This is a genomic window from Dermacoccus sp. UBA1591 (assembly GCF_002322065.1).
GTDB lineage: Bacteria > Actinomycetota > Actinomycetes > Actinomycetales > Dermatophilaceae > Dermacoccus > Dermacoccus nishinomiyaensis.
Window position 1 is genome coordinate 48,137 of the sequence record NZ_DCNR01000072.1, and the last position, 735, is coordinate 48,871.

At 71.0% G+C, this 735-nt stretch carries 1 protein-coding gene; it reads left to right on the forward strand.

All coding sequences use genetic code 11. The features are described from left to right. Window positions 1-103: 103 nt before the first annotated feature. Window positions 104-715 carry an Lrp/AsnC family transcriptional regulator gene (locus B2284_RS07540; protein ID WP_006944270.1) on the forward strand — a complete coding sequence of 204 codons (612 nt, stop codon included), beginning with the start codon at window positions 104-106 and terminating at the stop codon, window positions 713-715. Window positions 716-735 lie beyond the last annotated feature (20 nt).

The following is a 735-nucleotide window of genomic DNA, read 5'->3' on the forward strand; positions in this document are numbered from 1 at the left end:
CGTGAACTGCTCGTGCGACCTGCGCGGGGCAGCGCACTGCACTGTGCTTCAGGCCATGGATGCGGTGCGCTGAGCACGCGTCACGACTGGAACGAGGATGATCATGGATCGACGCTCCCACGCCCGACGCGGCGCAGCTCGACAAACAGACACGGGGCCACGCACGGCGACGACGTCCGCGACCGCGACGTCATCTGGGTCGCCGCGCCCGACCTCACCGCCGCAGCTCGACGAGACGGATCGGCTGCTCCTGCTCGCTCTCGACGAGGACCCGCGTATGACGACGATGGCGCTCGCGCAGCGTTGCGGCCTGGCGCGCGGCACGGTGCACGCGCGGCTGGAGCGGTTTCGCGAGCGCGGCATCCTGCGACTCAACAGTGCGCGCGTCGACCCGGCGACGCTCGGACGGCCCATGAGCGCGATGGTGGCGGTCGAGCTGGATCAGCACGACATCTCGGGCGCGATCGACGGGTTGGCGCAAATCCCCGAGGTGCTCGAGTGCTTCGCGCCGGCCGGCGAGACGGACCTGCTCGTGCGCGTCGTCGCGCGCGACCCTGACGACCTCTATCGCGTCAGCGAGGAGATCCGCCTGTGCCCCGGCGTCACCCGAACCCGCACGAGCGTCTACCTGCGCCGCGTCATCCCCTACCGTATCGACCCGCTGTTGCGCGAAGGCATCGACGAACCGACGTCTGCGCGCGACCGGCGGGGGTGAGGCGGCGGGACGGGGCGACG

Excerpts from the sequence above, each read along its gene's own strand:
- B2284_RS07540 (WP_006944270.1), top strand. The coding sequence starts at position 104 with ATGGATCGACGCTCCCACGCCCGACGCGGCGCAGCTCGACAAACAGAC.